This is a genomic window from Streptomyces sp. NBC_00988 (genome assembly GCF_045162645.1).
In the GTDB taxonomy this organism is placed as follows: Bacteria; Actinomycetota; Actinomycetes; order Streptomycetales; family Streptomycetaceae; genus Streptomyces.
The window spans coordinates 9,633,116-9,657,489 of the sequence record NZ_CP108730.1; the positions used below are offsets into that span (position 1 = coordinate 9,633,116).

Annotated in this window: 24 protein-coding genes and 1 pseudogene; 14 read left to right on the top strand and 11 right to left on the bottom strand. The window is 71.4% G+C overall.

Annotation, left to right across the window (positions count from 1 at the left end; all coding sequences use genetic code 11):
* Positions 1–108 precede the first annotated feature (108 nt).
* Positions 109–2,949 (top strand): protein kinase domain-containing protein, encoded by a 2,841-nt coding sequence (locus OG496_RS43700; RefSeq protein ID WP_405974788.1) that lies wholly within the window; start codon positions 109–111, stop codon positions 2,947–2,949.
* Between the two features lie 245 nt (positions 2,950–3,194).
* Here OG496_RS43700 and OG496_RS43705 read toward each other — a convergent pair whose 3' ends face one another.
* The 3 genes from OG496_RS43705 to OG496_RS43715 form a co-directional block, all read right to left on the bottom strand.
* Entirely contained in the window at positions 3,195–4,853 is a 1,659-nt protein-coding gene (locus OG496_RS43705; RefSeq protein WP_405974789.1) for a pyruvate, phosphate dikinase, read from the bottom strand.
* 76 nt (positions 4,854–4,929) lie between these two features.
* Positions 4,930–5,562, bottom strand: coding sequence for a transcriptional regulator (locus tag OG496_RS43710; protein WP_405974790.1), 633 nt, complete (start codon positions 5,560–5,562; stop codon positions 4,930–4,932).
* Positions 5,559–6,719: a TetR/AcrR family transcriptional regulator gene (locus OG496_RS43715; protein WP_405974791.1), complete on the bottom strand. Its 1,161-nt coding sequence runs from the start codon at positions 6,717–6,719 to the stop codon at positions 5,559–5,561. The genes OG496_RS43710 and OG496_RS43715 overlap by 4 nt, the downstream gene beginning before the upstream one ends.
* 112 nt (positions 6,720–6,831) lie before the next feature.
* On the opposite strand from OG496_RS43715, the pseudogene OG496_RS43720 reads away from it, so the two are divergent.
* Positions 6,832–7,284: pseudogene (locus OG496_RS43720) on the top strand (hydroxymethylbilane synthase); the annotation flags it as partial.
* A gap of 33 nt (positions 7,285–7,317) precedes the next feature.
* On the opposite strand, the gene OG496_RS43725 reads toward OG496_RS43720, so the two are convergent.
* Both OG496_RS43725 and OG496_RS43730 read right to left on the bottom strand, forming a co-directional pair.
* Positions 7,318–7,578 (bottom strand): histidine phosphatase family protein, encoded by a 261-nt coding sequence (locus OG496_RS43725; protein WP_405976824.1) that lies wholly within the window; start codon positions 7,576–7,578, stop codon positions 7,318–7,320.
* Entirely contained in the window at positions 7,469–7,885 is a 417-nt protein-coding gene (locus OG496_RS43730; protein ID WP_405974792.1) for a histidine phosphatase family protein, read from the bottom strand. Before OG496_RS43730 ends, OG496_RS43725 begins: the two co-directional genes overlap by 110 nt.
* 308 nt (positions 7,886–8,193) lie before the next feature.
* On the opposite strand from OG496_RS43730, the gene OG496_RS43735 reads away from it, so the two are divergent.
* Entirely contained in the window at positions 8,194–9,108 is a 915-nt protein-coding gene (locus OG496_RS43735; RefSeq protein ID WP_405974793.1) for a HipA family kinase, read from the top strand.
* Positions 9,105–9,407: a SelT/SelW/SelH family protein gene (locus OG496_RS43740; protein ID WP_405974794.1), complete on the top strand. Its 303-nt coding sequence runs from the start codon at positions 9,105–9,107 to the stop codon at positions 9,405–9,407. Before OG496_RS43735 ends, OG496_RS43740 begins: the two co-directional genes overlap by 4 nt.
* Positions 9,408–9,431: 24 nt before the next feature.
* Here the strand turns inward: OG496_RS43740 and aceB are convergent, their stop codons facing one another.
* Together aceB and OG496_RS43750 are read right to left on the bottom strand one after the other, a co-directional pair.
* Entirely contained in the window at positions 9,432–11,054 is a 1,623-nt protein-coding gene (gene aceB, locus OG496_RS43745; protein WP_405974795.1) for a malate synthase A, read from the bottom strand.
* 183 nt (positions 11,055–11,237) lie between these two features.
* On the bottom strand, positions 11,238–11,837 hold the full coding sequence (locus tag OG496_RS43750; protein WP_405974796.1) for an NTP transferase domain-containing protein: 600 nt from the start codon (positions 11,835–11,837) through the stop codon (positions 11,238–11,240).
* A gap of 188 nt (positions 11,838–12,025) precedes the next feature.
* On the opposite strand from OG496_RS43750, the gene OG496_RS43755 reads away from it, so the two are divergent.
* On the top strand, positions 12,026–12,346 hold the full coding sequence (locus tag OG496_RS43755; protein WP_327400281.1) for a DUF5955 family protein: 321 nt from the start codon (positions 12,026–12,028) through the stop codon (positions 12,344–12,346).
* Between the two features lies 1 nt (position 12,347).
* Here the strand turns inward: OG496_RS43755 and OG496_RS43760 are convergent, their stop codons facing one another.
* On the bottom strand, positions 12,348–13,049 hold the full coding sequence (locus OG496_RS43760; protein WP_405974797.1) for a DUF6304 family protein: 702 nt from the start codon (positions 13,047–13,049) through the stop codon (positions 12,348–12,350).
* Positions 13,046–13,840 carry an IclR family transcriptional regulator gene (locus OG496_RS43765; protein ID WP_366493814.1) on the bottom strand — a complete coding sequence of 265 codons (795 nt, stop codon included), beginning with the start codon at positions 13,838–13,840 and terminating at the stop codon, positions 13,046–13,048. Before OG496_RS43765 ends, OG496_RS43760 begins: the two co-directional genes overlap by 4 nt.
* 283 nt (positions 13,841–14,123) lie before the next feature.
* On the opposite strand from OG496_RS43765, the gene allB reads away from it, so the two are divergent.
* Together allB and alc are read left to right on the top strand one after the other, a co-directional pair.
* Positions 14,124–15,461: an allantoinase AllB gene (gene allB, locus OG496_RS43770; RefSeq protein WP_405974798.1), complete on the top strand. Its 1,338-nt coding sequence runs from the start codon at positions 14,124–14,126 to the stop codon at positions 15,459–15,461.
* Positions 15,462–15,511: 50 nt separating this feature from the next.
* Complete coding sequence (gene alc / locus OG496_RS43775) at positions 15,512–16,627, top strand: allantoicase (protein ID WP_405974799.1); 1,116 nt, start codon at positions 15,512–15,514, stop codon at positions 16,625–16,627.
* A 56-nt stretch (positions 16,628–16,683) separates the two neighbouring features.
* On the opposite strand, the gene OG496_RS43780 is transcribed toward alc, so the two are convergent.
* Positions 16,684–17,439: an SDR family oxidoreductase gene (locus tag OG496_RS43780; RefSeq protein ID WP_405974800.1), complete on the bottom strand. Its 756-nt coding sequence runs from the start codon at positions 17,437–17,439 to the stop codon at positions 16,684–16,686.
* A gap of 92 nt (positions 17,440–17,531) precedes the next feature.
* Here OG496_RS43780 and OG496_RS43785 point away from each other — a divergent pair, with 92 nt between their 5' ends.
* The 5 genes from OG496_RS43785 (at position 17,532) to OG496_RS43805 (ending at position 21,992) form a co-directional block, all read left to right on the top strand.
* Complete coding sequence (locus OG496_RS43785) at positions 17,532–18,350, top strand: AIM24 family protein (RefSeq protein WP_366493810.1); 819 nt, start codon at positions 17,532–17,534, stop codon at positions 18,348–18,350.
* Between the two features lie 114 nt (positions 18,351–18,464).
* The gene (locus OG496_RS43790) at positions 18,465–19,097 is read left to right on the top strand and encodes a dihydrofolate reductase family protein (protein ID WP_405974801.1); all 633 of its coding nucleotides are present in this window, start codon (positions 18,465–18,467) and stop codon (positions 19,095–19,097) included.
* Positions 19,098–19,188: 91 nt separating this feature from the next.
* Complete coding sequence (locus OG496_RS43795) at positions 19,189–20,094, top strand: DMT family transporter (RefSeq protein ID WP_405976825.1); 906 nt, start codon at positions 19,189–19,191, stop codon at positions 20,092–20,094.
* Positions 20,095–20,179: 85 nt separating this feature from the next.
* Complete coding sequence (locus tag OG496_RS43800) at positions 20,180–20,575, top strand: ribonuclease domain-containing protein (protein ID WP_366493808.1); 396 nt, start codon at positions 20,180–20,182, stop codon at positions 20,573–20,575.
* Positions 20,576–20,735: 160 nt separating this feature from the next.
* Entirely contained in the window at positions 20,736–21,992 is a 1,257-nt protein-coding gene (locus OG496_RS43805; RefSeq protein ID WP_405974802.1) for a histidine kinase, read from the top strand.
* A gap of 126 nt (positions 21,993–22,118) precedes the next feature.
* Here OG496_RS43805 and OG496_RS43810 read toward each other — a convergent pair whose 3' ends face one another.
* Positions 22,119–22,328: a hypothetical protein gene (locus tag OG496_RS43810; RefSeq protein WP_405974803.1), complete on the bottom strand. Its 210-nt coding sequence runs from the start codon at positions 22,326–22,328 to the stop codon at positions 22,119–22,121.
* A gap of 78 nt (positions 22,329–22,406) precedes the next feature.
* Here OG496_RS43810 and OG496_RS43815 point away from each other — a divergent pair, with 78 nt between their 5' ends.
* Both OG496_RS43815 and OG496_RS43820 read left to right on the top strand, forming a co-directional pair.
* Positions 22,407–23,087, top strand: coding sequence for a response regulator (locus tag OG496_RS43815; RefSeq protein ID WP_405974804.1), 681 nt, complete (start codon positions 22,407–22,409; stop codon positions 23,085–23,087).
* 65 nt (positions 23,088–23,152) lie between these two features.
* A complete protein-coding gene (locus OG496_RS43820) occupies positions 23,153–24,337 on the top strand; it encodes a cytochrome P450 (RefSeq protein WP_405974805.1) in 1,185 nt (394 codons plus the stop codon).
* Positions 24,338–24,374 lie beyond the last annotated feature (37 nt).

Consider the following 24,374-nt stretch of genomic DNA (forward strand, 5'->3'; position numbering starts at 1 on the left):
GTATGGGGGAGCCTCGTGTGGCTGATTACCGCCGCTGGACGGGGATGGGGACGGGGGTCCGGGAGATGAGTTCCAACAGCCTTGCCGGACAGGCGAGATGGGGGAGTCATGAAACCGCTCCAAGCGGGTGATCCCGCCTCTGTCGGGGAGGGCAGATACCGGCTGGTCGGACGGCTCGGCCAGGGCGGGATGGGCGTCGTGTACTTCGGCCGGTCGCGGTCGGGCCGGGCGGTGGCCGTCAAGGTCGTACGGCCCGAACTGAGCACGGAACCGGGTTTCCGGCGCAGGTTCGCCGACGAGGTGGCCGCCGCCCGCCGCGTCGGCGGCTTCCATACGGCGTCGGTCGTCGACGCCGACCCGCACGGCGACCCGGCCTGGCTGGTGACGGCGTACGTCCCCGGCCCGACCTTGCAAGCCGTCCTCGACCGGGTCGGCCCCTTGCCCGCGGACACGCTCACCGTGCTGGCCGCCGGCCTCGCCGAGGCGCTGGCGGCGATCCACCAGGCCGGGGTCATCCACCGCGACCTGAAACCAGCCAACATCATCGTCGCGGAGGACGGCCCCCGGGTCATCGACTTCGGCATCGCACGGGCCCTCGACGGTACGGCCCTCACGCAGACCGGCTTCCAGATCGGCACGCTCGGGTTTCTCGCGCCGGAGCAGCTGACCGGGGGCACGCTCACGCCCGCCGTGGACATGTTCGCCCTGGGTGTGGTGCTCGGGCAGGCGGCTGGGCGCGCGCCTTTCGGGGACGGGGTGGCGGCCGCGTGGCCCTACCGGGTCGTCCACGAACAGCCCGAACTCACGGACGTCCCCGGCCAGTTGCGCCACCTGGTCGCGGCCTGCCTCGCCAAGGACCCACGGGACCGGCCCAGTCCATCGGAGTTCCTCGACCGGCTGACGATCCAGCATCCGCCGGACGTGTGGCTGCCTGCGGAGGCGACCGCGTTGGTGCGGAGTCAGGATCCGGCGGGGTATTTCGCGGGGGTGGACGGGCCGGGGGGCGGGCCTGCGGGTCGTGCGTCGGGTGGGCCCGCGGATCGGTGGTCGGGCGCGCCCACCGACCGTCCGTCGGGTGCGCCAACGGGTCGTGCGTCGGGTGCGCCCGATGATCGCCGGGTGGGCGCGGGCGCTGATCCGCGTACGGCGATGTCATCTTCGCCGGGGGGCGGTGAGGGGGTGGGTGGCCCGGCGGGGGTTGGTGAAGGCTCGGGTTTTCCGCCGGGGGGTGATGGAAGTTCGGGGTTCCCGCCGGGGGTTGATGAGGGGCGGCAGAGCCCCGCGTCGGGGGTTGATGGGGGCTCAGGATTTCGTCAGGTCGTCGACGAGGGGCCGGGTGTCTCGCCGGTGGGTGCCGAAGGGGGTGTCGGCTCGTCGGCGTTTGGCGAGGGGGTGCCCGTCGCGCCGGAGATCGCCGGGAGGCCGACTGGTCCGTCGTCGGGAGGTGAGGGGGCGCGCGGTTCATCGCCGGTTGGCGAGAGGGCGCCTGGTTCGTGGCCGGCCGGTGAGAGGCCGTCTGGTTCGTCGTCGGTTGGTGAGGGGTGGCCGGGTCCGTCGCCGGTTGCCGAGATGCCGGCTGGCCCGGCTCCGGCAAGTGAGGGGCCGTCCGGTTCGTCGTCGGTCGCCGAAATGCCGACCGGCTCGGGTCCGGTTGGTGAGAGGGCGCCCGGTTCGTGGCCGGTTGCGGATAGGCCGACTGGTCCGTCGTCGGTTCGTGAGGGGGCGCCTGGTTCGTGGCCGGTTGCCGGGAGGCCGACTGGTCCGGCTCCGGTTGGTGAGAGGCCGTCCGGTTCGTCGTCGGTCGGCGAGATGCCGACCAGCCCGGCTCAGTCCGAGGAGAGGTCGTCCGGGGCCTCTCACCCCCTGACCGTCCAGTCGTCGCCCGGCCCCGGCCCCGGTTTCGGGCCCGCGCCGGTTTTCGCGCCCGCGCCCGTCCCGCCCGGCGGTGCCGGACCGGTGGGCGGTGCCGGGGTGCCGTCAGGCCGCCGTAGGACAGTCGTCGTAGCGGCGATGCTGGTCGCTGTGGTCACCGCGGGGCTGCTCGTGTGGCATCCATGGGGCGGTTCCGATCAGAAGGGCGACGCCGGTGCTGGGGGAGCCTCGACGTCGCCCCTGCGCTCGACCCCCGCCGTCTTCCCCGATGCCCCGTTGTTGGTTCGGATGGACACGGATCCCGGGTCGTCGACGTGTCACAGCGTGATCGGGCGGCGTGACTCCACCAAGGACGATCCGAAGCAGCTGATCGACGGGACGTGTGACGCGCTGCCGCAGTGGGCCCCCGGTCACAAGTCGTTCGCGTTCACCCGCAACACCGGGCAGGAGTCGGCCGTTTGGACGGCGAACGCGGACGGTACCGACGTCCGCCGGGTCGCCGCGATCTCGGGTGGGCGGGTGTCGTGGTCGCCGGACGGGAAGCGGCTGGCCGTGCTGCGGCGGCAGGACGGGGTGCAGCAGCTGTTCGTCGTGACCGTCGCGGACGGCTCCGCGCGGCAACTGACCACCGGTACCGCGAAGGTGGAGGACCCGGCGTGGTCCCCCGACGGCAAGCACATCGCCATCTGCCTTCAGAAGACGTCGGGTTGGCAGATCCACGTCGTCGATCCGGCGCGGCCGGGCGCCGAACCCCGGCAGGTCACCCATCAAGCTCGGCGCGCGCTCGACCCCGTCTGGTCCCCGGACGGCCGGTACTTCGCCTACACCGCCGGGGCGCCGAACGTGGGGACCGGGGGAGACATCCACGTCGTCAAGGCGGACGGCACGGACGACCGGACGCTGGTGCAGACAGCCGCTCAGGAGATGGACCCGGTCTGGTCGCCCGACGGCAAGTGGGTGGCCTTCGTCCGGGGTCCCTTCGACCAGCCGGCGATCTGGGCCGTCCGCGCGGACGGCACGGGCGAACGCAGGCTCACCACCGGCAGCACGCCGGAGGGCCACCCTTCGTGGCGCTGACCTGCCACTCTGCTCGTTTCGTCGCCGGACACGCCGAGAGAGCCGGTCCGACTCTCCAACGGCAACACTGAGCAGGTGCCCCGCGGTGCCCACGGCCTCGAACGCCACATGGCCGGACTCCAGGAGCCCCGTCATCCTCCGAGCAGGTCACTCACCGTGCCTGGGGCCGCGTGTGGTTGGGCGGTGCGGCGTGTTCGAGGCCGAGCCACGACCGGAGTTCGGCGGACACGTCGTCGGCGTCGTGATCAGCCGGGCGCCCCCTGTCCGACACCACGCAGGACGGCCTGCGCCGAGGACAGGCGTTCCATCTCGTCACGGTCACGGTCACGGTCGCCGTCGGCGTTGCTCGCGACGTCGTCCGCCCAGCCGAGCAACTGGTGCAGATGAGGGTCGGTCGTGGCCGCGACGATGCGAGGCTCACCCACGACGACCTCGCCGCTCGTTCCGTCGACAGCGATGAGCGTGCCCTCGGGCAGGGTGCGCCCGCCCGCCCGGACACAGCCGTCGGCGGCATCGACGGTGAGGCCCGCGGCCCCCACGACGGCGGGCTTTCCCATCGACCGCGCCACCACGGCCGCGTGGCTGGTCGGCCCGCCGCGTGCGGTGACGACCCCGGTCGCGGCGGCCAGGCCGTGCATGTCGAGCGGTGAGGTCTCCGGGCGCAGCAGGACGACCGGTCCGCCCGCCGCCAGCCGCGCCGCGCTGTCGGCGGTGGTAGCAACCCGGCCGACGGCGACTCCCGGAGATGCTCCGAGCCCCCGGGTGAAGAAGTCCCGGGGGTCGATCGCCGTGATCCGTGGCGTCCGCACCTGGGCGAGATGCTGCGGTGAGACGCGCAACAGCGCCTCGTCGCGCCCGATCGTCCCCGCCTCGGCGAGGTCGACGGCGACCCGTACCGCGGCCCGCCCGACGAATCGCCCGGGACGCACCTGGAGGATCCACAACTCGCCTGCCTCGAAGGTGAATTCGACATAGCACGCGTCGTGGTAGTGCTCCTCCAGCTGGTCCAGGGCGGTCAACAGGCGCGTCCACACGGCGGGTTCCCGGTCGGCCAGCTCGCGCAGTGGGCCGGTCAGCGAGGTGCCGGAGACCACGTCCTCGCCCTGGCGGCCGAACAGGACCTCGCCGAACGGGACGTGCTCACCGGTGTTGGGATCGCGGCTGAAGGCGACACCCGTACCGCTGTGCTCGTCGCGGTTGCCGAACACCATCGCCTGGATGGTCACGGCCGTGCCGAGGTCGCCAGGGATGTCGTGCAGGGCGCGGTAGGTCTTGGCGCGTGGGGTGTCCCAGGACGAGAACACCGCCTCGACGGCGAGCTCCAACTGCCGGGCCGCGTCCTCGGGAACGGGCTCGCCGCTCCGTTCGCGGATGAGCCGCTCGACCTCGCGGATCGCCGTCTCGAAGGCGCTCGGGTCGTCCTCGCGCCCGGCGGTCGCCCGGTCCACGCTCGCCAGGCTCTCCTGGCCCACGCCGACGACCTGGGAGGCGAAGCTGGTCAGGAACCGCAGCCGCGAGTCCACCGCGAAACGCGGGTCACCCGTCTCCTCGGCCAGCGCGGCCGTCGCCCCGGAGGTGAGCCCGAGGTTGAGGACGGTGCTCATCATGCCGGGCATCGACACCTTGCCGCCGGAGCGGACCGACACCGCCAGCGGACGCTCCGAGCCGCCGAGTTCGCGGTGCGTGGCGGCCTCCAACTCGGTTACGGCGGCCGTGAGTTCGGCGGCGAGGCCGGGGGGCAGCCGCCCGGTACGGAGGTAGGCACGGCATGCCTCCGTACCGATGACGAACCCCGGTGGCACGGGCAGCCCCAGACGCCGGAGCACGATGAGCCCGTGCGCTTTGCCGCCGAGGACATCCACTGTCTCCTCGACCTCTGCCGAGAGCGGGCGAATCCAGGTCATCGCGTTGCCATCTCTGCGTCGCCTCTGCTGCTTCGGCTGTGGGGGAGAACGGGTGCCACGGCCGGCGGCCGGTGGGTCAGTGGCGTGGGATGCCGAGCGTGGCCAGCAAGTCCTCGTGCAGCTGGAACCACACGGTGTGGTACGAGGTGGTGCTGTCCGTCACGTACTCCAGGGCGCCGGACCTCGCGCGGGCGAGCGCGTCGGCGAGCCGGACGGGATAGCGCCGAAACCGGAGCAGGGCCGCGGACAGCTCCGCGCACAGGGGCTCGGCACGCTGGTGGAACTCCGTGAACCGGTCGAGGACACGGGCGTCGTAGGCGGAGTCGCTGTGGTCGTTCATCCTCATCGCGCCGTTGAGGGTGCGGGTCTGCCATGCCGTGCAGAGGTCGAGGAGTTCGGGGTTGAGGACGAGGAACCGGTCGAAGACCGCGGTCAGAGCGGGTCGCACACCGGCCGTCGCCACCTCGTCGGCGATCCGCTCGGCGTCCGCGGCGCGGCCGGCGTCGGTGAGACCCCAGCCGCCGAAGTCGCCCGCGGCGCGCGTGACGAGTCCGGCGACGGCGAGGTCGATCAGTTCCGACTCGACGTCGGACTCGGGCAGTCCGGTCGCCCCGGCCACTGCGGACAGGCCCGAGAAGCCGATGCAGCGAAGGGAGTGGAGCACCAGCAGATCGGTGCTGGTGGCGTGGGACGAAACGGGCTGGGTCATGGCGCGGCCCCATCGGGTGTGGTGTGGGAAACGTCTGTGGTGGCGAGGTCGTGGGTGGCCGCGGCATACGCGGCACCCGGTCCCTGGGCTCTGGTGACGATCGTGTCGTGTCGTATGCGGACCGCGTACTCGGTGGTGTCGTCGGCGTCCGGTACGCCGACGGCCGATGCCAGCAGGCCGTGCTCGTCGAGGACGAGGCGCAGACGCGGACGGGTGTCGGGGCCGAACGCGCGCCACAGGCAGCGGGCGAAGTCGCCGATTCTCAGCTGGACGAGGCGTCCGATCTCGGCGGGGTCGGCCGTGGTGACGACCACGGTGATCAGATCACCGGCCCGCGCGCTGCGGACGGCCTCCTCCGCGGCTCCGAGACGGTGGGTGCCGAGGACCGTGATCACACCGTCCCCGGTGAATCCGACCATGCGCCCACTGAGCAGATCCCGCAGCTCACGCGGTGGGTCCCATCGATCCTGGCAGGCTCGCGCGGGCGGGACGTAGGGCAGATGCGGGGGGTTCCAGGTGTCGGCGAGGGCGAGCCCGCCCAGGTGTGCGCAGGCCTGCGCGATGTCGAAGGGGTCGCCGAATCCCAGGGCCGGATCCACCGAGGTGCCCGAACCGTCCAGCAGTCGCAGGACCAGCTGAGCCCGCCGTACCTGTCGCGCGGGCGCTGCGTCGGTCAAGGCGCGTGAGTCCGGTGACTCCAGCGCGAGCGCCAGCAACAACGCCTCCAGGCAGGTCACTTGGCCGAACGCGGCACGGATCGGTTCGTCGTCGAGCACCTCGGTCAGTGAGCCCAGGTGCGCCCGGCCGGCGGAGGGGCTGTGCCCGGTCAGCGGCAGCCGTTCGAGCCAGATGCGGGCGAAGGCGCCCAGTGCCTCGGCGAGGGAGGTCCGGGCGGGCGCTGCCGAGGGAGGGATCGCGTCGGCGGTGCCGTGCTCCGCGGCGGCGGCGCGCGCGACCATGTCGATCAGCACGGCCAGATAGAGGGCGCGTTTGCTCGGGAAGTTCGAGTACACCGCGCCACGCGTCAGTTCGGCCCGCTCGGCGATCCGGTCCACCTTCGCCGTGGCGTATCCACGCTCGGCGAACTCGGCCTTCGCCGCGGTCAGCACGGCGGCGCGGGTGCGCTCCTGCTGTTGAGCCCGGGTCAACCGGACCATCCGCGCCCCCTTCCGTTCGTACGGCGCCGTCGCGGGCGCCGTTCGGTCCAGTTGTGCAAACGTCTCCGCTCACGGCACAAGATACACAGAACATCCCGATGGTGAGACCATCGGAGAAGCGGATGCCCTGCTGCTCGCGGTGGCCGGCCTGGAGCGGATCGGCCGCCGGGACGCCATCAGTGAAGTCATCGACCCCGAGGTGATGGTGCCGGCCCTGGGTGCGGGAGCGCTGGCTCTGCAGTGCCGCGAGGGCGACACCGAGCTGATCGCGGCGGTCGGCGCACTCGACGACGAGAACACGCACCGGGAGGTGACCGCCGAGCGCAAGCTGCTGCACGTGCTCCAGGGCCACTGCGACAGCCCGATCGCCGGGTTCGCCAGGGCGTTCCGGGACGGCGAACTCTCCCTGCGGGCCCGCGTCTTCAGCGCCGACGGCAAGAAGAGCCTCCACGCTCACGAGTGGGCTGGGCCCCTCGACCCCGAGACCCTGGGTACGTCGGTCGGGGTGGCGCTGCTCCGCCAGGGGGCCCGCGACCTGATCGACGGCACCGGAGCCGGTGGTTGAGCGGGGCGCCCTGAGGGCGCCCCGCTTGCCCGCTCAGGGCCGGGCGCCGGGCCCGAAGCCCGTCCAGCGCAGGTCCGCGGGGAGATGGCTCATGTCGTTGTAGACCACCAGTGACGGAGCCGCGCCGGTGTAGTACTCGATCGCCGTCACCGCCGTGTTCCCGCAGTTCAGCCCCAGCCACCGGTCACGTGGCGCGCCAAGGGCGTGCCGCAGGAGCCAGGCCACCTGGTAGGCGTGGGTGACCAGGACCTCGTGCGTCTCGGTGTCGGCGGGACGGGCGAACCGGTCGGTCAGCGCGTTCGCGAGGCGTTCCCCCTTTGGTCGCTTCGGCGGGGTCGTAGCCGTCGAAGACCCCGGCCCATGCCGCCGTCGGCGTGTCCGGTACGTGCGGGATGTGGTCGGTCAGCTCGGCCGCCTCCCGCACGGGGACCCCGTTCAGACGCTCGCCGATGAGCTGCGCCGAGCGCACCGCCCGTGGCAGCGGCGAGTGCCACACCGTGTCGATCGGCAGGCGGGCCAGGCGCTCCGCGAGCAACTCCGTCTGGCGCCGTCCGACTTCGGTGAGCGTCCCGAAGGCGTCCGCCGCGCCGTGCCTGACCATGAACAGACGCCGAGTCGCCCTGTCAGCCCTTCCGGGGGAGCTGGGTATGAAGATGTTCGGAAAATCCGGATGGTATGAACATTTCGATGCGGGGCTGGCTGACCGTGCGGAACGGAGGGCTGGTACGTGGGTGGTTCCGGCATACCGGCGTGCTTGGCCTGGCAGCGGGAGGCGTCGCCGATCACCCTCGGTTACTATGCTCACTTCTGCCGGAGGCCGGAAGCAAGGGGCGGACGGCCGTTGGCGCCCCGGGGTCGGCCGTGGATCGCAAGGCTGAAGAGGGCTGAAGAGGATGGTGGCCTGAGTAGATGCTGAGAGAGGTCGTCGCAACCCGCTACGTCGAACCCCTGCGGTCCGGCGGTTCCGTCCCCGGACTCGTCGAGGCCGACGACCTCGGTACGTACGTCGTGAAGTTCACCGGCTCCGCGCAGGGCCGCAAGGCGCTGGTCGCCGAGGTGATCGTCGGGGAGCTGGCCCGCGCCCTCGGCCTGCGCTTCCCCGAGCTGGTGCTCGTGCACTTCGACCCGGCGATCGCCGACGAGGAACCCCACCAGGAGGTACGGGACCTGCACGGCGCGAGCGCCGGCCTGAACCTCGGCATGGACTTCCTGCCGGGTGCCCAGGACTTCACCCCGGAGGTCGCCGCGCGCTGCACGGTCGACCCGCTGGAGGCCGGGAAGATCGTCTGGCTCGACGCGTTGACGGTCAACGTCGACCGTACGGTGCACAGTTCGAACCTGATGATCTGGCCCACGCTCGGCATCGCACCCCCGCGCCTGTGGCTCATCGACCACGGCGCAGCCCTCGTCTTCCACCACCGCTGGGACGGCGCCGACCCCGCCAAGTCCTACGACTTCCGCCATCACGCCCTCGGCCACTACGGCCCCGACACCCGTGCCGCCGACGCCGAGTTGGCCCCCAAGGTGACCGAGGAACTGCTGCGCCGCATCGCGGCCGAGGTGCCGGACGCCTGGCTGGCCGGTGAACCGGGCTTCGCGACACCCGACGCCGTACGGGAGGCGTACGTCGCCTACCTCCACGCGAGCGTGGAGGCCTCCGCGGCCTGGCTTCCCACCGACTTCCCCAGCCGGGAGGAACGCGCCGCAGAGGAGGCCCTCCGTGCGGCGAAGACACAGCAGGGCCGCCCGAGTTGGCTCAAGCGGGTCCCCGACCTGCACGGCAAACCGGCGGCGGAAAAGGATTGGTCGGTACACCTCGGATGACAGACACCCCGATCGACAACCCCGTACGGCCCAAGTACCGCGTCCAGATCGAGTACTGCACCCAGTGCCGCTGGCTGCCCCGCGCGGCCTGGCTGGCGCAGGAGCTGTTGACCACCTTCGAGGCCGAGTTGACGGAACTGTCCCTGAAGCCCGGCACCGGCGGCGTCTTCGTCGTCCGCGTCAACGACGAGGTGGTGTGGGACCGCCGTACGCAGGGCTTCCCGGAGCCCACGGCCGTGAAGAAGCTCGTACGCGACCGAGTGGCCCCGGGAAAGTCCCTGGGCCACTCGGACAAGTGAGCTTCTCCTGACGCCTGTTGGAGGTCAGCCCTTGAGCTGCTCGTACGCGGGCAGCGTCAGGAAGTCCGCGTAGTCGTCGTCGAGCGCGACCTCCAGGAGGAGGTCGTGGGCCTGCTGCCAGTGGCCCGCGGTGAAGGCGTCCGCGCCGATCTCGGCGCGGATGTTCTCCAGCTCCTCGGCGGCAATCCTGCGCGCCAGCTCGGGAGTTGCCTTCTCGCCGTTCTCGAACTCGACGCCCGCGTTGATCCACTGCCAGATCTGCGAGCGGGAGATCTCGGCGGTGGCCGCGTCCTCCATCAGGTTGAAGATGGCGACGGCACCGAGTCCGCGCAGCCACGCCTCGATGTAACGGATGCCCACCTGAACGGCGTTGACGAGTCCGGGGTACGTCGGCTTCGCGTGCAGCGAGTCGACGGCGATCAGGTCGGCGGCCTTGACGTCGACGTCCTCGCGCAGCCGGTCCTTCTGGTTCGGCTTCTCGCCGAGCACCGCGTCGAAGGAGGCCATGGCGATCGGCACCAGGTCCGGGTGGGCCACCCAGGACCCGTCGAAACCGTCCCCGGCCTCACGGTCCTTGTCCGCCTTGACCTTCTCGAACGCGACCTTGTTGACCGCCTCGTCACGACGGGACGGGATGAACGCCGCCATGCCGCCGATCGCGTGCGCCCCGCGCTTGTGGCAGGTGCGGACGAGGAGTTCGGTGTACGCCCGCATGAACGGGGCCGTCATCGTCACCGCGTTGCGGTCCGGGAGGACGAACTTGGGCCCGCCGTCACGGAAGTTCTTCACGATGGAGAACAGGTAGTCCCAGCGGCCCGCGTTCAACCCCGAGGCGTGGTCGCGGAGTTCGTAGAGGATCTCCTCCATCTCGTACGCCGCGGTGATCGTCTCGATCAGCACGGTCGCGCGGACGGTGCCCTGCGGGATGCCGACGTAGTCCTGCGCGAAGACGAACACGTCGTTCCACAGGCGGGCTTCGAGGTGCGACTCGGTCTTCGGGAGGTAGAAGTACGGGCCCTTGCCGAGGTCCAGCAGGCGCTGCGCGTTGTGGAAGAAGTACAGCCCGAAGTCCACGAAGGCGCCCGGGACTTGCTCACCATCCACCAGGAGGTGACGCTCGTTGAGGTGCCAGCCGCGCGGGCGCATGACCACGGTCGCCAGCTCGTCCTCGGCCTTCAGGGAGTACGACTTACCGGAGTTGGGGTCGGTGAAGTCGATCGCGCGGGTGTAGGCGTCGATCAGGTTGAGCTGGCCCGTGACGACGTTCTCCCACGTCGGCGCGGAGGCGTCCTCGAAGTCCGCGAGCCAGATCTTCGCGCCCGAGTTGAGGGCGTTGATCGTCATCTTGCGGTCGGTGGGGCCGGTGATCTCGACGCGCCGGTCGTTCAGGGCGGCGGGGGAGGGGGCCACCTTCCAGGAGTCGTCCGCGCGGATCGCGGCGGTCTCCGGGAGGAAGTCGAGGGTGGAGGTGCGGGCGATCTCCGCGCGGCGCTCGGCCCGGCGGGCGAGGAGTCCGGCCCGGCGGGGCGTGAACCGGCGGTGCAGCTCGGCGATGAAGGCGAGGGCCTCGACCGTGAGGACCTCGTCCTGCCGGGGCAGGGGTTCGGCGTCGACGACGACCGGCGAGGACGGCGCTGGTGCGGACATGAACTGTCACTTCCTTCAGCGTGGCACCGGGTGCCAGGTGACCCGGGTAGGGCTGGGAGCACCCGAGGGGCCGTCGGGCGCTTCTGAACAGTGGATACTAGTTTCCTCATCGTGGAAGTTCAATGGTTTGTTGACGTCGAGATTCTCCGGATCGAGCCAAAGTGGCGCTCAGTGCCACTCCGCTCACTCAAGGTGGACGAGATCCGCCTCAGTGTCGATGTCGTACGGCTCGGCCGCATCCCCGCACTCGACGAGCGTGACCGCGTCCGCGTGCGCCTTGAGGTACGCCCGCGCCCCCCGGTCCCCGGTCGCGCTCTCGGCGATCCCGGCCCAGTGCGCGGCCCCGAACAGCACCGGATGGCCGCGTACCCCGTCGTAGGCGGCCGAGACGAGCGAGTCCGCGTCCGTGAACCCGGCCAGCACCCGCGCCACCGCCTCCGCGCCGATCCCGGGCTGGTCGACGAGCGACACGAGCGCGGCCCGCGCCCCCGTACCCGCGAGCGAGTCGAGCCCCGCCCGCAGCGAGGACCCCATCCCCTGCTCCCACTCCGGGTTCTCCACGACCACGCACCCGGTCAGCTCCGCCTGCTCCCGTACGGCGTCGGCGCGCGCCCCCAGGACCACGTGCACGCGGGTGAGGCCGGCCGCGCGCAGGACCCCGACCGCGTGCTCCACCAGGGGCCGCCCCCGGTGCCGTAGGAGCGCCTTGGGCCGCCCGCCGAGCCGTCGGCCGCCGCCCGCGGCGAGCAGCAGCCCGGCGACCTGGTCTTCGTTTCGCGTCATGCCTCCTGCATACCTGACGCGGCGGCGACCGGACGGAATCCTCCTACTTAATTTCGGTCCATGGAGTGGCGCGCCCCGCACCGGGTGGCGTTTACTTGCCCGCGTCCCTCGGCGCCCGACCAGTGTTGCGGGGTGCGCGGCGGGACCACAAAGTTCTTGCGCACGAAGACGTGCGAGGGGGGAGAGCTGTGTTGCGGAGCTTGGGGCAGAGGTCAGTGACCGGCAGCGACGAGGATCCGAGGGTGGCGGAACTGCGGACCGCGGTGTCCCGGTTGCGCCGCGAACTGGCCGCGCACCCGGCCGAGTTCCCCGACCGTGTCATCGCCGAGGACGAACTCGCGGCGCTGGCCGCGATGACCATCGACGGCACCCCCGAAATCCCGCGCCTGCGCCGCTCGTTGCTCCTCATCGCCGGTGCGATCGGCTCGGTGAGCGCGCTCGCGAGGGGCCTGACGGACGTACGCAACGCGGTGGACCTGTTCGGTCAACCCCGGCGCGGGCAGGGCTAGTTCACCACCAGCGGCGTGACGGGAATGGTCCCCGGTACCCCGTGTGTGTGGTGGTCCGGTGCTCGAACTCGCCGCAGAGCCAGGTCTCCTGGACGAATTCGGTGCGCGAGTCCCAGGCGTCGAAGATGTTGTCAGGGCCGCGCTTGCCCTCGACGAGCCGGTAGATGTCCTTGGCTGTACGGAAGCAGGCAAGCCCACTCATCAACCCGTGACCCAATGGGTGGTAGTCGGACCAGACGCACGCGACGCAGGCCCGCAGCCGCGCCCCGTCCGGCAGTTGGCGCTGGATCTCGTTCAGCGCGTCCTCGAAGTCGTCATCGCCCTCCGAGTTGCGGTACTCGCGCCCGTCCAGGCGAAGGGTCGTGGTCAGCGTCTCCGCGTCAAGCCCGCGCCCGGGACCGGCCGGACCTCCGAGCCGCAACGCGCAGTCCAGCACCGCCGTACGCACGCCCTGCCCCTCGACCGCGACGGACATCGGCACCTCCCACTCCAGGAGGCAGGAGCACAGCGCCCCGTCGAAGAAGGCGAACGGGGCCTCCGGCGGCTCGCCGCCGAGCGCGCCGAGGTCGTCCATGGTGTCGCCCTCGAAGCGGACGCCCCGGATCGTCGTGCGGATCGACTCCCGGCCGTCCGACTCGAAGACGACGACCTCGGTGCCGTGCCGGTCGGTGTACCGGCCCGGCCAGAACCGCCCGGCGCTCACGCGGGGTTCTGGCTGGCCAGTGCCTCCGAGAGTTCGCCGGCCACCTGCTGGAGCACCGGCACGATCTTGTCGGTCGCCGACTCGGTGACCCGGCCCGCCGGGCCCGAGATCGAAATCGCGGCGGCGGTGGGGGAGTTGGGCACGGAGACGGCGAGGCAGCGCACGCCGATCTCCTGCTCGTTGTCGTCGATCGCGTAGCCGAGGCGGCGCACGTCCTCCAGCGCCGCGAGGAAACCGTCGGGCGTGGTGATCGTCTTCTCGGTGGCCGCGGGCATGCCGGTACGGGCGAGCAGCGCGCGCACCTCGTTGTCCGGGGTGTTGGCGAGCAGGGCCTTGCCGACGCCGGTGGAGTGCGGCAGGACGCGCCGGCCGACCTCGGTGAACATGCGCATCGAGTGCTTGGACGGCACCTGCGCGACGTACACGATCTCGTCGCCGTCGAGCAGCGCCATGTTCGCCGTCTCGCCGGTCTCCTCGACCAGCCGGGCCAGATAGGGGCGGGCCCAGGTGCCGAGCAGCCGGGACGCGGACTCGCCGAGGCGGATCAGGCGCGGGCCGAGCGCGTACCGGCGGTTCGTCTGCTGACGGACGTAACCGCAGACCACGAGCGTGCGCATCAGACGGTGGATGGTGGGGAGCGGCAGGCCGCTGCTCGCGGAGAGCTCGCTCAGGCCGACCTCACCACCCGCGTCGGCCATCCGCTCCAGCAGGTCGAAGGCGCGCTCCAGGGACTGGACACCGCCCGTGGTGGACTTGGTGGAGTCGGTGCTGCTGACGCTGGACGGCGGCACGGCGCGTTCCTTTCGGCACGGGCGGGAAGGGCTGAAGCCTACCCGGGGGTCGGTTGACTCCCCGCCTGTGCGTAGCTACGTTCTGCTTGCCGGAAGTTTAATTCCGCTTTGTGGAAACGTCCAGAGTGTGCGCATGAGGCGCATCGTGGAGAAGTGTGCCCTTGACGGTACGGGAGCGGGAGTGAAGACTCCTTCAACAGAACGTTGAATTCCGTTACGTGGAAGTAAATCCCGTTTCCCGGAAGTAACGGAAGTGACGACGGCGGCAGAGAGAGGGGTCCGGGTGTCCGACGCTGAACTGGTGGTGCGCTCCACACGTGTCATCACTCCCGAGGGGACACGCGCGGCGGCGGTCGCGGTCGCCGGGGGAAAGATCACGGCCGTCCTCCCGTACGACGCCCAAGTCCCGCCCGGGGCACGGTTCGAGGACTTCGGCGACGACGTCCTGCTGCCCGGTCTGGTCGACACCCATGTGCATGTGAACGACCCCGGCCGCACCCACTGGGAGGGCTTCTGGACCGCCACGCGCGCGGCGGCGGCCGGCGGCATCACCACCCTGATCGACATGCCGCTCAACTCCCTCCCGCCGACGACGACGGTCGACAACCTCCGTACGAAGCAGCAAGTCGCCGCGGAGAAGGCCCACATGGACGTCGGTTTCTGGGGCGGCGCCCTGCCCGACAACGTCAAGGACCTGCGCCCGCTGCACGACGCCGGCGTCTTCGGCTTCAAGGCGTTCCTGTCCCCGTCCGGCGTGGACGAGTTCCCGCACCTGGACCAGGACCAACTCGCCCTGTCCCTGGCCGAGATCGCCGGTTTCGACGGCCTGCTCATCGTGCACGCGGAGGACCCGCATCACCTCGAAGCGGCCCCGCAGCAGGGCGGCCCCAAGTACGCCGATTTCCTCGCGAGCCGCCCGCGCGACGCCGAGGACACGGCCATCGCGGGGCTGATCGCGCAGGCGAAGCGCCTCAACGCGCGCGTACACGTCCTGCACCTGTCCTCGTCCGACGCGCTCCCACTCATCGCCGCCGCCAAGGCCGAGGGCGTCCGCATCACGGTGGAGACGTGCCCCCACTACTTGACCCTCACGGCGGAGGAAGTCCCGGACGGCGCAAGCGAGTTCAAGTGCTGCCCGCCGATCCGTGAGTCCGCCAACCAGGACCTGCTGTGGCAGGCGCTGGCCGACGGCACGATCGACTGCGTCGTCACGGACCACTCCCCATCGACGGCCGACCTGAAGACCGACGACTTCGCCACCGCGTGGGGCGGCATCTCCGGCCTCCAGTTGAGCCTCGCGGCAGTGTGGACGGAGGCACGCAAGCGGGGCCACGACCTGGCGGACGTGGTCCGCTGGATGTCCTCAAGTACAGCCGAGCTGGCGGGACTTGACCAGAAGGGCGCCATCGAGGCGGGCCGCGACGCCGACTTCGCGGTCCTCGCCCCCGACGAGACGTTCACCGTGGACCCGGCGGCCCTCCAGCACCGCAACCGCGTCACGGCGTACGCCGGAAAGACCCTCAGCGGCGTCGTGAAGTCGACCTGGCTGCGTGGCGAACGCATCGTGCTGGACGGCGAGTTCACCGACCCGAAGGGACAACTCCTGGTCCGTACCCCCTGATTCACCCCCCCGCACCCGCAGCGGCCCACTCCTGAAAGGCAGACACAGCAGTGACGGCGATTCCGAGTTTCACCGGCGACGCGAACCCCTACGGAGGCGGTGACCCGTACGCGGACTACCGCACGGCCGACTTCCCCTTCACCCAGTACGCCAACCTCGCCGACCGGCAGCTCGGCGCCGGTGTCATCGCCGCCAACGACGAGTTCTTCGCCGAGCGCGAGAACCTCCTCGTGCCCGGGCCCGCCGAGTTCGACCCCGAGCACTTCGGCCACAAGGGCAAGATCATGGACGGCTGGGAGACCCGCCGCCGTCGCGGCGCCTCGGCGGACCACCCCTGGCCGACGGCGGAGGACCACGACTGGGCCCTTGTCCGCCTGGGCGCACCGGGAGTCATCAGGGGCATCGTGGTCGACACGGCCCACTTCCGTGGCAACTACCCGCAGGCGGTGTCGGTGGAGGGCACCTCGCTCCCGGGCTCCCCGTCCCCCGAGGACCTGCTCGCCGACGACGTGAAGTGGACGCCCTTGGTCCCGCGCACGCCGGTGGGCGGCCACGCGGCGAACGGCTTCGCCATATCCACCGAACAACGCTTCACCCACCTCCGCGTCAACCAGCACCCCGACGGGGGCATCGCGCGCCTCCGGGTCTACGGCGAGGTCGTCCCCGACCCCAACTGGCTCGCGGCGCTGGGCACGTTCGACGTGGTCGCCCTGGAGAACGGCGGCTCCGCCGAGGACGCCTCCAACCTCTTCTACTCACCCGCGAGCAACACCATCCAGCCCGGCCGCTCCCGCAAGATGGACGACGGCTGGGAAACCCGCCGCCGCCGCGACCAGGGCAACGACTGGATCAGCTACCGCCTGGCCGCCCAGTCCCAGATCCGCGCCGTGGAGATCGACACGGCGTACCTGAAGGGCAACAGCGCGGGCTGGGCATCGGTATCGGTACGGGACGGCGAGACCGGCGACTGGACGGAGATCCTCCCGCGCACCCGCCTCCAGCCCGACACGAACCACCGCTTCGTCCTCCCGACCCCGGCGATCGCCGCGCACGCACGCGTGGACATCTATCCCGATGGTGGGATCTCGCGCTTGCGGCTGTTCGGCTCGCTCACGGAGCAGGGGGCGGCGACGCTGGCGGCGAGGCACCAGGAGCTGGGCGGCTGACGCACACGCGCGTGAGGCGCACCGGCTCGACGACACCGGTGCGCCTCACGCGTTCCTCAGGCCGAATGTCCGCCGTCCACCGCGAACTCCGCCCCCGTGACGTAGTCCGCCCCCACCAGATACGCGACCATCGACGCCACCTCGTCCGCCGTCCCGAACCGTCCCAACGCCGTCATGGCCGCCTGGCCCGCCGCGTACGGCCCGTCCGCCGGGTTCATGTCGGTGTCCGTCGGACCCGGGTGCACGATGTTCGCCGTGATCCCGCGTTCGCCCAGCTCACGGGCGAGCGCCTTCGTCAGCCCGATCAGCGCTGACTTGCTCGTCGCGTAGAGGGTTCCGCCAGGACCCGGCACCCGCTGTGTCATACAGGTGCCGACCGTGATGATCCGGCCGCCGGACGCCATCCGCGCGGCAGCCGCCTGCGAGGTCAGAAACACCCCGCGGACGTTCACCGCCAGGACCCGGTCCACGTCGGCGAGGGACAGCCCGTCCAGCGGGCCGAGCAGCCCCACCCCCACGTTGTTCACCAGCACGTCGAGCCCGCCCAGCGCCTCCGCTGTACGGTCCACCGCCCCTGCCGCCTCGGCGGCGTCCGCGGAGTCGGCCCGCAGGGCCACGGCCCGCCGTCCCAGCGCCTCGATCCGCCCCACGACGTCCTCGGCCGCCTCCTTGCCGTCCACGTAGGTGACGGCCACGTCCGCGCCGTCCCGCGCCAGCCGCAGCGCCGTCGCCGCACCGATGCCGCGGCTGCCGCCGGTGACCAGGGCGACCTTGCCGTTCAGGGTTCCGTATGTCGTTGTCATGGGTCCCATCCCAGCGGTCGCCGCACAGGCGTGCTGGCGGCGAACGGACGCCGACCTCGCGCGGCCGGAACTGATTCCGCCACCTCCGGCGTTCTCCCCTCGTGACCCTTCAGCAAGAGATCGTCGGCAACGCCATGCAGATGGCGGTCGTCAACCTGAACCCCGGCCAGACCGTGTACTGCGAGGCCGGCAAGTTCCTCTTCAAGACGACGAACGTGACCATGGAGACCCGCCTCGGCGGACCGTCGAGCGGCGGCCAGCAACAGGGCGGCGGCTCGGGCGGTGGCGGTATGGGCGGCATGCTCCGGCAGGCCATGGGGACGGCCATGCAGGTCGGCCAGCGCGCGCTCGCGGGTGAGTCGCTGGCGTTCCAGTACTTCACCTCCCAGGGCGGCGAGGGCACCGTCGGCTTCGCGGGCGTGCTCCCCGGGGAGATGCGCGCCCTGGAGCTCGACGGCACGCGCGCGTGGTTCGCGGAGAAGGACGCCTTCGTGGCCGCCGAGTCCACCGTCCAGTTCGGCATCGCCTTCCAGGGCGGCCGCACCGGCATGAGCGGCGGCGAGGGCTTCGTCCTGGAGAAGTTCACCGGCCAGGGCACGGTGATCATCGCCGGCGCGGGCAACTTCATCGACCTGAACCCGGCCGACTTCGGCGGCCGCATCGAGGTCGACACCGGCTGCCTCGTCGCCTTCGAGGAGGGCGTCCAGTACGGCGTCCAGCGCATCGGCGGCCTCAACCGCCAGGGCCTGATGAACGCCGTGTTCGGCGGCGAGGGCCTGTCCCTGGCCACCCTGGAGGGCAACGGCAGGGTCATCCTGCAGTCCCTCACCATCGAGAGCCTCGCCAACGCCCTGAAGAAGGCCCAGGGCGGCGACAAGCAGGGCCCGACGGGCGGCATGTTCTCGACCCACGCCGGGTGAGAAGCCGTAGCGGAAACCGGGAGATGCCGTAGCGAGGACCGATGAGTTGCGGGGGCCCGCGGGGTCTGAGCTGATGACACCATCCGCTCCCGCAGCAGGAAGCAGGCACCCGACATGGGCAAGCTCGTCTCCACTCTCTTCGTCACCCTCGACGGCGTCTACCAGGGCCCGGGCGGCCCCGAGGAGGACACCCGCGGCGGCTTCGAGCACGGCGGCTGGAGTTTCGTCTACGGCGACGACGACTTCGGCCGGTTCGTGGTCGAGGTCTTCGACCGCTCCGGCGCCTATCTGCTCGGCCGTCGTACGTACGACATCTTCGCCGGGTACTGGCCGGACAAGACCGACCCCGCCGACCCGATCGCCTCCAAGCTGAACGCGCTGCCGAAGTACGTCGCCTCGTCGACCGTCACCGACCCCTCCTGGGCCGGCACGACTGTCCTCAGTGGCGATCTCGCCAAGGAGGTCACCGACCTCAAGGAGCGCACCGAGGGCGAACTCCAGGTGCACGGCAGCGGCGCCCTCGTCCGGTCCCTCCTCGCGCTCGGCCTCGTCGACACGCTCCACCTGGTGACCTTCCCGGTCGTGCTCGGCAGCGGCCTGCGCCTGTTCCCCGAGGGCACCGAGCCCATGGCCTTCCGGCACACGGGCGGGCGCATCACCAGCACCGGCGTCTCCATCCAGTCGTACGACCTGGCGGGCCGCCCGGCCTACGGCTCGTACGCGGACGCCGATGCGGAAAGCGCCTAGTCAGCCGGGGGCCGCGCCGGTACGGTGATCGTTCCGTGTGGCAGCCGCCGATGTCTCCACCCCTTCGCTGGAGACCGGGAGAGCCGCCCCCATGTCCTCGATCGCCGTACCGCGCACCGCCCTGTCCCGCCGGGCCTGGCTCACCGACCTGCCCGTCCTGCTGGTCGCGGTGGTCTGGGGCGCCAGCTATCTCGCGTCCAAGGACATCACCACGGCCCGCACGGTCCTCGCCGTCCTGGTCCTGCGCTTCGCCCTGGTGCTGCCCGTCCTGGCGGTCGTGGGCCACCGCTCGCTGGGCGCTCTCACGGCCGCCCAGTGGCGCGGCGCGGGGCTGCTCGGGCTGATCCTCGCCGGGATCTTCCTCCTGGAGACCTACGGCGTCGTCCACACCTCGGCGACCAACGCGGGCCTGATCATCAGCCTCACCATGATCTTCACCCCGCTCGCCGAGGCCGCCGTGACCCGCGTCCGGCCCTCCCGCGCCTTCCTCGGCGCGGCAGCCCTCTCCGTGCTCGGCGTGCTGCTGCTGACCCAGGGCGCCGGCCTCTCCCGCCCCTCCCTCGGTGACCTCCTCATGCTGCTCGCGGCGCTGGCCCGCACCCTGCACGTCCTCGCCATGTCCCGCACCAGGTCGGTCCAGGGCGCCGACGCGCTGCCCCTGACCACCGTCCAACTCGCCACCGCCGTCGCGGTGTTCGCGATCCTGTCGACCGGCGCCGACACCACACCGTGGGAAACGGCCGCCGACTTCGGGCCACGCGAGTGGGCCGGGCTGCTGTTCCTGTCCGTGTTCTGCACCCTGTTCGCCTTCTTCGTACAGATGTGGGCCGTACGCCGGACCTCCCCCTCCCGTGTCAGCCTGCTGCTCGGCACCGAGCCGCTGTGGGCCGCCGCGGCCGGCATTGTTCTCGGCGGCGAACGGCTCGGCGCGTTCGGGCTGGCAGGCGGCGTGCTCGTACTTGTGGGGACCGCGTGGGGGCGCGGGGCCGCACGTTAACTCCCGGAAAACTCATCGGACTTGACGGGAAAATCTGCAGAGTTGTCATTGACATGCCACTGTCTACGCGCGTCATCATGGAGCCATGAGATTCCCCCCACGCGTCACTCGCATCGGAGCCGCAGCCGCTCTCCTGTCCGCCCTCGTCGTGGGCGGCACCGTCTCCGCCACCACGGCGGACGCCGCTGCCAGCTCGGTCGGCAGCATCTGCTACAGCGACCTGCCCTCGCAGGCCTACGACACGCTCGACCTGATCGCGTCGAACGGCCCCTTCCCCTACTCGCAGGACGGCACCGTCTTCCGCAACCAGGAAGGCATCCTGCCGAGCCAGTCGACCGGCTACTACCACGAGTACACGGTCAAGACGCCGGGTTCGTCTACGCGCGGAGCGCGTCGGATCATCACCGGTGAGGAGACCCAGGAGGACTACTACACCGCGGACCACTACGTCACGTTCGACCTGATCGACTTCGACTGCTGAGTCGACGACCAGCTGCACCACTGCTCGCCCCTCGCCCCGCGGCTCCCCCCACGAACATGGGCCGCGGGGCGAGGCATGTCCGCCGAAAGTCTGTGATGGCGCGACTTTGGTCGCCGTTCCCCCGCACGGGGTGGGTGACCGGGCCCGGTGCCGCATAGATTTGTCGACCGTGACCGGAGACAGGACCGCGCAGGTACCGCAGGCGTTCGCGGGGCGCCGATGGCTGCTGCCGTCCGCCCTTGCCCACGAACTCGATCCCGACGCCGCACGGCGCGGACGGCCCCGCCGTACCGCACGCGACTGGGTCGTCGACACCTGCTGCTTCCTGCTGGCCGTGGGCATCGGACTCGCCGCCGCGCAGACCCTCGACAGCGACACCGCGACCCCGCACTCCCTCGCCGTCGTGGACCAGTTCTTCGGGGTCCTCGCCTGCGGCGCGGTGTGGCTGCGCCGCCGTTGGCCGCTCGGTCTCGCGGTCGCGATGATCCCCGTCGGCTTCGTGTCGAACACGGCGGGCGGCGCCGCCATGGTCGCCGTGTTCACACTCGCCGTGCACCGCCCCTTCCGCTACGTCGCCTGGATCGGCGGCGTCCAACTCGCCCTGGCCCCGCTGTTCTTCTGGCTGCGCCCGGACCCCGACCTGCCGTACGCCGGCGCGGTCGTGTTCACCGAACTGCTCACCCTCACCGTCATCGGCTGGGGCATGTTCGTCCGCTCCAAGCGGCAGCTCATGCTGAGCCTGCGCGACCGTGCCCGGCGCGCCGAGACGGAGGCGGAGCTGCGGGCCGAGCAGGCCCAGCGGCTCGCCCGCGAGGCCATCGCGCGCGAGATGCACGACGTGCTCGCGCACCGGCTGACCCTGCTGAGCGTGCACGCGGGCGCGCTGGAGTTCCGCCCGGACGCGCCCCGCGAGGAGGTCGCGCGGGCGGCCGGTGTCATCCGGGAGAGCGCCCACGAGGCCCTCCAGGACCTGCGGGAGATCATCGGCGTCCTGCGCGCGGGCGAGCCCGACGACACGGGCCGCCCGCAGCCCACGCTCGGCGCCCTGGACGCGCTGGTCACGGAGTCCCGCGAGGCCGGCATGAAGGTCACCCTCGCCAACCGGGTCACCGACCCCGCCGCGGTCCCCGCCTCGGTCGGCCGCACCGCCTACCGCATCGCCCAGGAAGCCCTCACCAACGCCCGCAAACACGCCCCGGGCACGGAGGTCACGGTGACGGTCACCGGCACCCCGGGCGACGGCCTGGTGATCGCCGTGCACAACCCGCCCCCGGAGGGTGAGGTGCCCCATGTCCCCGGCTCCGGCCAGGGGTTGATCGGCCTGACCGAGCGGGCGACGCTGGCGGGCGGACGACTGGAACACGGGCCGGAGGAGAGCGGCGGATTCCGGGTGCGGGCGTGGCTGCCCTGGGGGTGAGTCCCGTTCGGTGCCACGGGTAACTCCCGTACTGGGCAAGGAGGATGGGGGTCGCTCAGGGAGCGCGGTGGGGGAGTGCGCGCCGCGCGGCCCGGTCCGCTCCGGCACCGCTCACCCGGACCCTGGTCAACTCGTAGGCTCCGCCGACGTGTTGGCGCGGGACAGCAGCCGGACCAGGGTGTCCGGGGCGTTGCCGTGGAGCACCGGTCGCACGGCCGTCCCGCCGCCCCGGAGCCGTTCCCCGAGGATCATCCCGCTCGCGCCGCCGCGGTGGCCGCTCGCGGTGTCGACGGCATGGCCGCCCGCCTCGGCGTAGGCGCCCAAGAACGCGCGCACGTCTCCTTGGGCGCCCCACCCGGACCGGCACCGCAGACCGCGCGACCGCCCGCCGCGGAGCCGTGGTTACGTAGCCCCATGACTGCGATCAGACTGCTCCTTGTCGACGACGACCCGCTGGTGCGGGCCGGGCTGTCCTTCATGATGGGCGGCGCCGCCGACATCGAGATCGTCGGCGAGGCCGCCGACGGCAGTGAGGTCGAGGAACTCGTCGACCGTGTCCACCCGGACGTCGTCCTCATGGACATCCGTATGCCGTCGGTCGACGGGCTGACGGCGACGGAGCGGTTGCGTGCCCGCGGCGACGCGCCCCAGATCGTCGTCCTCACCACCTTCCATGCCGACGAACAGGTGCTACGGGCCCTCCGCGCGGGCGCCGCCGGCTTCGTCCTCAAGGACACCCCGCCCGCCGAGATCCTCGACGCCGTACGCCGGGTCGCGGCCGGCGATCCCGTGCTGTCGCCCGCGGTCACCCGCCAGTTGATGGACCACGCGGCCGGCACCGCCACCGACACCCGTCGGGCACGCGCGCGTGCACGCATCGCCGCCCTGGGGGACCGCGAACGCGAGGTCGCCGTGGCCGTCGGCCAGGGCCTCGCCAACGCCGAGATCGCCACCGGCCTCTTCATGAGCGTCGCCACCGTCAAGACCCACGTCTCCCGCATCCTGGCCAAGCTGGACCTCAACAACCGTGTGCAGATCGCCCTGTTGGCGTATGACGCGGGTCTGCTCGAAGAGGACGGGGAGAGCGGGCACTAGCGGCTGCCGTCGTCCGTTCCCACTGCACTGGGAGATCTCGGGGGATCGACCCGGAGGGGACAGGCATGACCGAAGTGATCGATCTGGGGGAGTTCGGCGAGGCGTTCCGGCGGGACCCGCATCGGGTGTACGCCATGCTGCGGAAGTCGGGTCCGGTGCACCGCGTACGGCTGCCGGCGCCGGACGCGCACCACGTGACCTGGCTGGTCGTGGGGTACGAGGAGGCGCGCTCGGCGCTCACGGACCCGCGGCTGGCCAAGGACGGCGGCAAGATCGGGGTGACGTTCCTCGACGAGGAGCTGATCGGCAAGTACCTCCTGGCCGCCGACCCGCCGCAGCACACCCGCCTGCGCGGGCTGATCAGCCGCACGTTCACCATGCGCCGGGTCGAGGAACTGCGCCCGCGCGTCCAGCGGATCACCGACGACCTGCTCGACGCGATGCTGCCGTCCGGCCGCGCGGACCTCGTCGAGTCGCTCTCCTACCCGCTGCCGATCACCGTGATCGGCGAGCTTCTGGGCGTGCCCGAGATGGACCGCGCGGAGTTCCGCAAGCTGTCCACGGAGGCGGTCGCGCCCACCAGTTCGGGCACCGAGTACGACGCGTTCGTACGGCTCGCCGAGTATCTCGCCGACCTGATCGAGGACAAGCGGTGCGCGGGCCCGAGCGACGACCTGCTCAGCGACCTGATCCGCACCACGGCCGAGGACGGCGACCGGCTCTCCCCGCAGGAACTGCGGGGCATGGCCTTCATCCTGCTCGTCGCCGGCCACGAGACGACCGTCAACCTCCTCACCAGCGGCATCCACGCCCTGCTCACCCACCCGGACCAACTCGCCGCCCTGCGCGCCGACCTGACCCTGCTCGACGGCGCGATCGAGGAGATGCTGCGCTACGAGGGCCCGGTGGAGAACGGCACGTTCCGGTTCGCCGCGGAGCACCTGGAGATCGCCGGCACCTCGGTGGAGCGGGGCGATCCGGTCATGGTCGGCCTGACCGCCGCCGACCGCGACGGGCACCGTTTCCCCGCCCCGGACCGTTTCGACATCCGCCGCGACACCCGCGGCCACCTCGCCTTCGGCCACGGCATCCACTACTGCCTCGGCGCCCCCTTGGCCCGCCTCGAAGCCCGCACGGCGATACGCACCCTGCTGGAGCGCGCCCCCGCCCTCACCCTGGACGGCCCGCCCGGCGACTGGCTCCCGGGCATGCTGATGCGCGGGATGCGCGCCCTGCCGATGCGCTGGTAGAACGGCTGCACGGGGCGGCCGTGGCAACGGCGGAGCC

What these genes read in the sequence shown, in the direction of transcription:
- OG496_RS43800 (WP_366493808.1), top strand. Translation starts at nt 20,180, where the DNA reads ATGAGATTCCCCCCACGCGTCACTCGCATCGGAGCCGCAGCCGCTCTC.
- aceB (WP_405974795.1), bottom strand. Translation starts at nt 11,054, where the DNA reads ATGTCCGCACCAGCGCCGTCCTCGCCGGTCGTCGTCGACGCCGAACCC.
- OG496_RS43740 (WP_405974794.1), top strand. Translation starts at nt 9,105, where the DNA reads ATGACAGACACCCCGATCGACAACCCCGTACGGCCCAAGTACCGCGTC.
- OG496_RS43795 (WP_405976825.1), top strand. Translation starts at nt 19,189, where the DNA reads ATGTCCTCGATCGCCGTACCGCGCACCGCCCTGTCCCGCCGGGCCTGG.
- OG496_RS43750 (WP_405974796.1), bottom strand. Translation starts at nt 11,837, where the DNA reads ATGACGCGAAACGAAGACCAGGTCGCCGGGCTGCTGCTCGCCGCGGGC.
- OG496_RS43705 (WP_405974789.1), bottom strand. Translation starts at nt 4,853, where the DNA reads ATGACCTGGATTCGCCCGCTCTCGGCAGAGGTCGAGGAGACAGTGGAT.
- OG496_RS43790 (WP_405974801.1), top strand. Translation starts at nt 18,465, where the DNA reads ATGGGCAAGCTCGTCTCCACTCTCTTCGTCACCCTCGACGGCGTCTAC.
- OG496_RS43735 (WP_405974793.1), top strand. Translation starts at nt 8,194, where the DNA reads ATGCTGAGAGAGGTCGTCGCAACCCGCTACGTCGAACCCCTGCGGTCC.
- OG496_RS43780 (WP_405974800.1), bottom strand. Translation starts at nt 17,439, where the DNA reads ATGGGACCCATGACAACGACATACGGAACCCTGAACGGCAAGGTCGCC.
- OG496_RS43700 (WP_405974788.1), top strand. Translation starts at nt 109, where the DNA reads ATGAAACCGCTCCAAGCGGGTGATCCCGCCTCTGTCGGGGAGGGCAGA.
- OG496_RS43730 (WP_405974792.1), bottom strand. Translation starts at nt 7,885, where the DNA reads ATGGTCAGGCACGGCGCGGCGGACGCCTTCGGGACGCTCACCGAAGTC.
- OG496_RS43820 (WP_405974805.1), top strand. Translation starts at nt 23,153, where the DNA reads ATGACCGAAGTGATCGATCTGGGGGAGTTCGGCGAGGCGTTCCGGCGG.
- OG496_RS43715 (WP_405974791.1), bottom strand. Translation starts at nt 6,719, where the DNA reads ATGGTCCGGTTGACCCGGGCTCAACAGCAGGAGCGCACCCGCGCCGCC.
- OG496_RS43815 (WP_405974804.1), top strand. Translation starts at nt 22,407, where the DNA reads ATGACTGCGATCAGACTGCTCCTTGTCGACGACGACCCGCTGGTGCGG.
- OG496_RS43710 (WP_405974790.1), bottom strand. Translation starts at nt 5,562, where the DNA reads ATGACCCAGCCCGTTTCGTCCCACGCCACCAGCACCGATCTGCTGGTG.